General features: G+C 70.1%; 6 protein-coding genes. 1 reads left to right on the top strand and 5 read right to left on the bottom strand.

The window, feature by feature from the left end; all coding sequences use genetic code 11:
* Window positions 1–90: 90 nt before the first annotated feature.
* Both AB0M79_RS34570 and AB0M79_RS34565 read right to left on the bottom strand, forming a co-directional pair.
* Window positions 91–813: a class I SAM-dependent methyltransferase gene (locus AB0M79_RS34570; RefSeq protein WP_364222457.1), complete on the bottom strand. Its 723-nt coding sequence runs from the start codon at window positions 811–813 to the stop codon at window positions 91–93.
* A gap of 146 nt (window positions 814–959) precedes the next feature.
* Complete coding sequence (locus tag AB0M79_RS34565; protein ID WP_364222454.1) at window positions 960–2,084, bottom strand: IS630 family transposase; 1,125 nt, start codon at window positions 2,082–2,084, stop codon at window positions 960–962.
* Window positions 2,085–2,241: 157 nt separating this feature from the next.
* Between AB0M79_RS34565 and AB0M79_RS34560 the strand changes: the two genes are divergently transcribed.
* Entirely contained in the window at window positions 2,242–3,501 is a 1,260-nt protein-coding gene (locus AB0M79_RS34560) for an IS701 family transposase (protein ID WP_364222451.1), read from the top strand.
* Window positions 3,502–3,768: 267 nt separating this feature from the next.
* Here AB0M79_RS34560 and AB0M79_RS34555 read toward each other — a convergent pair whose 3' ends face one another.
* The 3 genes from AB0M79_RS34555 to AB0M79_RS34545 form a co-directional block, all read right to left on the bottom strand.
* Window positions 3,769–4,800: an LLM class flavin-dependent oxidoreductase gene (locus AB0M79_RS34555; RefSeq protein ID WP_364222448.1), complete on the bottom strand. Its 1,032-nt coding sequence runs from the start codon at window positions 4,798–4,800 to the stop codon at window positions 3,769–3,771.
* 254 nt (window positions 4,801–5,054) lie between these two features.
* Entirely contained in the window at window positions 5,055–5,309 is a 255-nt protein-coding gene (locus tag AB0M79_RS34550) for a type B 50S ribosomal protein L31 (RefSeq protein WP_364222445.1), read from the bottom strand.
* Entirely contained in the window at window positions 5,306–6,607 is a 1,302-nt protein-coding gene (locus AB0M79_RS34545) for a GTP-binding protein (protein ID WP_364222442.1), read from the bottom strand. The genes AB0M79_RS34550 and AB0M79_RS34545 overlap by 4 nt, the downstream gene beginning before the upstream one ends.
* Window positions 6,608–6,910: the final 303 nt, after the last annotated feature.

Here is a 6,910-nt window from a genome sequence, read left to right as displayed (position 1 = left end):
CACCAACACCCCCTACGACCCGGACCGCCACCGAGCCCTCCAACACCTGCTCACACAAGATCATCAGGTGGCGGCTTGACACAGGGCAACTCACGCCCGCACCGCCCGAACCACATCGAGTGGACCGGCCTGAGCCAGGAAGCCGGCCGCCGACAACTCCGCCACGAGCTGCGGCACCGACAGCACGTGCCACGGATAGTCCGCGGTGAACTCACGTACCGGATCACCGCCTTCATCGAGCACCCGGTACCGCATGTGCCACATGACGACGTCGGCGCCCGCCGGCTCGACGGATCCGCTGCCCTCGTAGCGGAGCCGGCCCACCTGGACGGTGCCGAACACCGTCTCCGCGATCGCGACAGGCTCGGCCGGCGGCTGCAGGTTGACCACGAGCGGAGCGCCGTCACTGAGTCGGCCCACCAGGCGACGCCAGAGCCCGCGCCGCTCGGCGGGCGCGAGGTGACCGATCATGTTGATCGCCAGGACGGCGCCAATCCGATCGGGCAACCCGAACCGCTCCGCGCCGCCGGCGACGACGGTGACCCGCCGCATGAGGTCGGCCGCCATGCCGAGGCGTGCGTGCAGCGCGGCGCGCTGCACCGGCGACGGCTCGACCGCGAGAATCTCGACGTGCGGTGCCACCTCGGCCGCGACCGCGACACCGAGGCCACTGCCGGCCCCGAGATCGACGATCGGGTCCGACGACGAGGCGACACCGGCGAGAGCCTGCCGCACGGGCTCGCGGAGCGCCATCCAGGCGCCGAGGCTCATCACGTCGAGAAACTCACCGGAGTCCTGGTACAGGTCGACCATCGCTCTCCCCCTCCGCCAGGTTGGCCGTAGCCCTGGGAACACGCACCGCCCGGCGACGACCAGACGGATCGGCACATGATGCGCGAGCATACGAAAACGGTTGTCGTTTTATCTAGTGCTGTGACCGGAAACGTTGGCCGGGTTGGTCAGGCCGCTGCCCGGTGGGTGGTCTGACCCCAGCGTCGTTGGCGTTCGGAGCGGATGCGGGCGCGTTCGCGGCGTTGGGCGGCCAGGATGTCTGGGTGGCGGGCGTTGGCGTTGCGCCAGCGTAGGTAGTTGTGTAGGGCTTGGGTCGCGACCGGGTGGTTGGGATGGTTCGATCCGGCGACGACGAACATCCGTAGCGGTCCGAAGTGCGCCTCGATCGGGTTGGCCCAGGACGAATAGGTCGGGGTGAAGCACAGCTCGACCTTGTTGCGTGTGGCCCAGGCCCGGATTTTCTTGCCTTTGTGCGCGGACAGGTTGTCCAGGATCACGTAGATCGGGGCGCCGTCCGGCCGCGCCTTGCGGATCGACTTGAGCGCGGCCAGGGTGTTCGCCGCGGACTTGCGGCGCCGCACGACGCCCCACATGGTGTCGTCGCCGACGCTGTAGCAGGCGTGGAACTGCCGCACGCCGTGCAGCTTGTGGTAGTTGCCGGGCAACCGGTCCGGATGCCCGGCCGGCGTCCACGACGCGCCGGCGTGCGGCCTGATGCTCAACGGGCCGAATTCGTCGAAGGCGAAGACGCGGTCCGGGAACGCGGTGGTCACTGCCTCGATCCGGGCGAGCTTCGCCTCGGCGTTCGGGTCGTTGGTCTCCTTCCAGGTCCTGGTCCGCTGGAGCGTGATGTCGTGCCGGTGCAGGAACTCCCGCAGCCGTTCCCGGCCGACCGCCACCCGGCGCGGACCGCGGTTGTGGGCCAGGTAGTCGGCGAGTTTGCGCAGGCTCCACCGGGTGAACGGCTGACCGAGCGCCTGGGGTCTGGTACGGGCCGTCGCGACGATGAACGCTTCGTCGTCTTCACTGATCCGGCGGGGACGGCCACCCGCCCACCGAGGGTCCAGGCAGGCCAGACCGATCTCGTTGAACCGGTGGATGACCTCACGGATCGCGTCCTCGTCGCCCTGGACCAGACGGGCGATCGCCGGGACGGTGTTCCCACTGGCCGAGGCCATGATGACCATCGCCCGTCGCAGCCGGATCGGTGATCCCGTCCCACGCCGCACGATCTGTTGTAGTCGCCGGCCCTCGTCATCGGTGAGCCGACGCGCCCGAACAGCATCTGCCATCCCGACAGCCTGAACCCCGCCCGACACCGAACCGGTAACGCTGACCGGCGTGTCACCCAACCCGGCCAACGTTTCCGGTCACAGCACTAGTAGTGCTTTGTTAGGTGGTGGTGTGTCGTTGCGTGACTCTTCCGGCCGGTCGTGATGGATTGGTCGGGTGGATTCTGGCGAGTTGGCGCGTCTGCGGCCGCGGTTGGTCGAGTTCACCGCGCGGATGTTGGACGGCGCGGTGCGGCGGTCGGATCAGCGGGTCAAGGGCGAGTTGTACGTGCGTGGCCTGTTGACTGACGGGCAGCGTAAGTCGATGCAGCCGATGGCGGAGCGTCTCGGTGTCGATCATCAGGGTTTGCAGCAGTTCATCACGTCCTCGACCTGGGACCACCGGATCGTGCGCGGGAATGTGGCCCGGTGGGCGGTCGGGGCGGTCGACCCGGCCGCGTATGTGATCGACGATTCCGGGTTCCCGAAGGACGGCACCGCGTCGCCGTGCGTGGCCCGGCAGTACTCCGGCACCCTGGGCAGGACCGGCAACTGCCAGATCGGGGTCAGTGTCCATCTGGCCACCGACACCGCTTCGGTGGCCGCGAACTGGCGGCTGTTCTGCCCGGCCTCGTGGGACGACACCACCATCGGCGACCCGGCCCGGGCGGCGGAGGTGCGGCGCAAGCGGGAACGGGCCGGTATCGGCGACGACATACGCCACCGGGAGAAATGGCGTCTCGCGCTGGACATGCTCGACGAGATGACCGACGAATGGGGACTACCGAAACTGCCGGTCACAGCGGACTCCGGCTACGGCGACCGCACCCTGTTCCGGCTCGGACTCGCCGACCGCGGCCTGGCCTACGTGGTCCAGGTCGACCCGACCGCGACCGCCCACCCCGGCGACGCGACCCCGGTCACCCCCGCCCACACCGGTCGGGGCCGTCCACCCCGACCCGCCTACCCCGACCCGCCGACCACCCTGAAAACCCTCGCCCAGACCGCCCGCCGCCGGGTCCGGCCCGTCACCTGGCGCCACGGCAGCCGCCCCACACCGACGAACCCGGACGCGGCGCTGCGCTCCCACTTCCTACGCCTACGCGTCCGCCCCGCCAACCGCGACATCCCCCGCGCCGACGACGGCAGCCTGCCCGACTGCTGGCTGATCGCCGAATGGCCACCCGGAACCGACGAACCCGTCAAGTACTGGCTGTCCAACCTCGACCAACACACCCCGCTGAAGACCCTCGTCCAACTCGCCAAACAACGCTGGCGCGTCGAACACGACTACCGCGAACTCAAAACCGGCCTCGGCATCGACCACTTCGAAGGCCGCAGCCACACCGGCTGGCACCGCCACGTCACCCTCACCGTCCTGGCCCAGGCCTTCTGCACCCTGCTCCGCCTCGACCCAAAAGCACATGCGCCGGCCTGACCCTGTACGCCGTACTCCGGCAGATACAACAACTCCTCACCGTCATGGCCGGCGCATGCCACACCTGCAACCGCCCATACCACGACACAACCTAACAAAGCACTACTAGGTGGAGTGGGTTCGCAAGGTCGCGGCCCGACCTCGCTGAGATTCAGGCGTGTTGCGGGGCACCGTCAGGCCGCGGCACACGGGTTCCGACGTGGACACGGTCGGCGTGACGGCGGCGGCCCCGCCCCTTGGCCAACCACTACCGGCTCGCCGCGACGCTCAGTCCGCGAGCAGCGTCGCGGCGAGCCGCCGCAGGTTGGCCGTCACCCTGCGCGGCTCACCGGCCGCCTCGACCATGAGCAGCAGATGCCGCGCACCGGTGGCGGCGACGCTGCTGGCCAGCCGCCGCCGGCAGGTGGCCGGCGAGCCGACGGCACCGACACCGATCAGGTGCTCGGTGTACGCCGCCAGGTCGCGGCGCGCGGACGCCGATCCGTCGATGCGCACATACCCGCGGGTACCGGCAAGCAGCCCGGGCAGGCACCGGCGCACCACCTCGCCCGCGCTGTCATCGTCGTCGCCGATGTGGGCAAGGTGGACACTGGCATGTTCGACGGTGGCGGGGTCGTGGCCGCAGCTGGCCGCCACCTGTGCGTAGCGGGCCAGCATGCTCGCCTTCTCGGCGTCGGTGGCGTGCATGCCGAGCAGCAACGGCAGACCGCGCCGCGCGGCAAGATCGACGGTTGCGGCACCCGTGGCGGCGACCCGGACGGGCACCTGACGCCGTGGCCGGGGTACGACGTCAACCGGCCGGAACCGGAACAGCGGACCGTCGGCGCCGACCGCCTCCCTACCCGAAGTCCAGGCCAGCAGCAGGTCGAGGGATTCGGCGAAGCCGTCGGTGTAGCGGCCCAGCCCGGTGCCGAAGACCTCCAGATCGACCCAGGGACCGCCACGGGCAACGCCGAGGGCGAACCGGCCGCCGGACATCTCGTCGAGCAGGACCGCCTCCTCGGCGAGAGCGACCGGATGCCGGGTGGACAGGATGGCCGCGGCGGTGCCGACGGTGACGCGGCTGGTACGTCCGAGCAGATGCGCGGCGAAGGCGACCGCCGATGGGCACACCCCGTACCTGATGAAGTGGTGCTCAGCCATCCAGACCCCGGCGAACCCGGCCTCCTCGGCGGCAAGGGCATATTCGATCGCGGCCGCCAGTGTCTCGGAATGGCTGGTGCCCGACTGTTGCCCGGCGAGCAGGAAGACGTGCAGATCGACGGCTCGCCGGGCCTCCCGCCAAAGGTCGGCAGTCACACGGTTCGGGCGACTGGTTGAGCAGTTGAAACGGTTAGCGACATGCGTTCCTCCTGGCTGCACTCTCTGGCGCATCGAAGACTATGCGCCGCCACCTCTCGTGTCGATGTGGCGCCAAAGGGTCGTGGACACCGCCGGAACCGACGTCGGTCGTGAGCCGGCCCGCGGAACCGCCCTCTCGTACCAGTCCTGGTCCTGATCGGCGGCGGCGAGGCTGGCGGCGAACGTCGTTCAGTCGCCGTGGGCCAGCGTGGTCACTGCGACCCGCGTCGCGCGTACTTGGCCCGGAACTTCTCCACCCGGCCTTCGGTGTCGAGCAGGCGTTGGCGGCCGGTCCAGAACGGATGGCTCGCGGACGAGATCTGGACGTCGACGACCGGGTAGGTGTTGCCGTCACTCCACTCGATGGTCTGGTCGCTGGTCGCGGTGGAGCGGGTCAGGAAGGCGAAGTCGGCGCCGCGGTCGCGGTAGACGACGGGCCGGTAGGTGGGGTGGATACCGGGTTTCACGAGGGCACTCCTTCGGAGCTGGTGCGGGTGTGGCCGGGGTCGAGGTCGGCGAGCGGGAAGCAGCCGGCGAACGGGTCGTCGTAGGTGCGCCACACGTCCTCCCCGTCGGCGAGTTCGGCGTCGGTGAGCAGACATCCGGCGAGCGTGCGGTGCAGTTCGGCCGGGTCGAGGTCCAGGCCGATGAAGACCAGGTGCTGGTGCCGGTCGCCGTAGTAGGGGTCCCAGTCCAGTGCCGCAGCGAGCCGCCGCTGGTCGGGCACCGCGTTCCAGTGGGCGTCGGGCAAGACGGTCAGCCAGCGGCCGAGCGAGCCGAGGCCGAGGCCGCCACCGGCGAAGTCCCACGCGACCACGGTCTCGGGCTGGCTGGCCAGCCAGAGGTGACCTCGGGAACGGACCGCTTCTGCGTTGATGCGTTCGAGCCGGTCTTTCAGCCGCCCGGGATGGAACGGCCGGCGGGCACGGAAGACCGCGGAGACCACCCCACAGTCCGGATACGGCTCGTGGGTACCGAGGACGCGCCCTTCGAGGCCGCGGGCCAGGACTCTGGGGGTGTCCGGCCGGTGTCGGCGGGTGTCGCGCAGTTGGCGGGACAGCGCGCCGGCGTCGACGATGTCATCGTCGACGTGGACCTGTGCCGCCCACGGGCTCATCCGGTCGAGCAGCACCGACAGCCGGCCGGTGTCGTACGGCCCTTCGCGGGACTGTCCCCACAACACGAGGGTGTCGGCGTACTCGATCTGTCGTACGACGACGTCGGCCAACGCACGGTCGTCGTCGGCCGCGGCGTGGATACCGAGCGTCTTGAGGTCGTCGGTGCTCGCCAGAGCGTCGAGCAGGTGCTCGGCGTCGACGACGGTGGTGCAGGAGTCGACGCGCAGCAGGGTGGAGATCGGCGCGCCGTCGACAAGGCAGTGGACACAGGCGGCAGCGACCGTCTCCGGCTCGACCACCTCGGGCAGCATCAGCACCAGGTCCCGGTCGGGGCGGCTTCGGGCCAGCCGGGCCAGGGTCGACAGCACGTCCTGGCGCAGGGTGCACGAGACGCAGCCGTGGGCCAGGTCGATGCGCACGTCCTCGAGCACGCTGGCACCGTCACGCACCACCCGGTGCACCGAACCGGTCCCGACGTCGGCGAGATCATGCCGGACCAGCAGCAGTGCCGGGTCCGCGGCGAGCAGTGCGCGGGCGACCGCGTACGTGGCGGCCGGCCAGAAGCCGCTCAGCACCGTCAGTGACGGGCGCGTGTCCGCCGCGGAGACGCCGGCACCGGCCGGCGCGATCGGTGACGTCGACATCACACTCCCTTCGAGCTTACTGAAAACGATTGTCATTATAAGCAGACGCCGGAAGCGCGGCACACAGACACGTCGCCGAACATCGACAACCCGGCGACCACGCACGGCAGCGATCAGTGGAGGCGGCGGGCGTCGACGAGGCACATCCGCCGCGCCACTCGACCAACTCCGCAGGAGGCAACCCCGAGACCGCGACCCCACCCCCGCCCGCCGGGGCGCAACACACACTCCCCCTCGCCCTGGCCCACCGGAAGCAGCCGGGAGATTCCAACGTCTCCCGACGCGGATGCGACCCACATCGGACCG

Origin of the sequence: Polymorphospora sp. NPDC051019, assembly GCF_040683055.1 — a bacterium.
GTDB lineage: Bacteria > Actinomycetota > Actinomycetes > Mycobacteriales > Micromonosporaceae > Polymorphospora > Polymorphospora lycopeni.
Note: the sequence above shows the minus strand (reverse complement) of the source record. Positions and strands in the feature narration are given on the sequence as shown.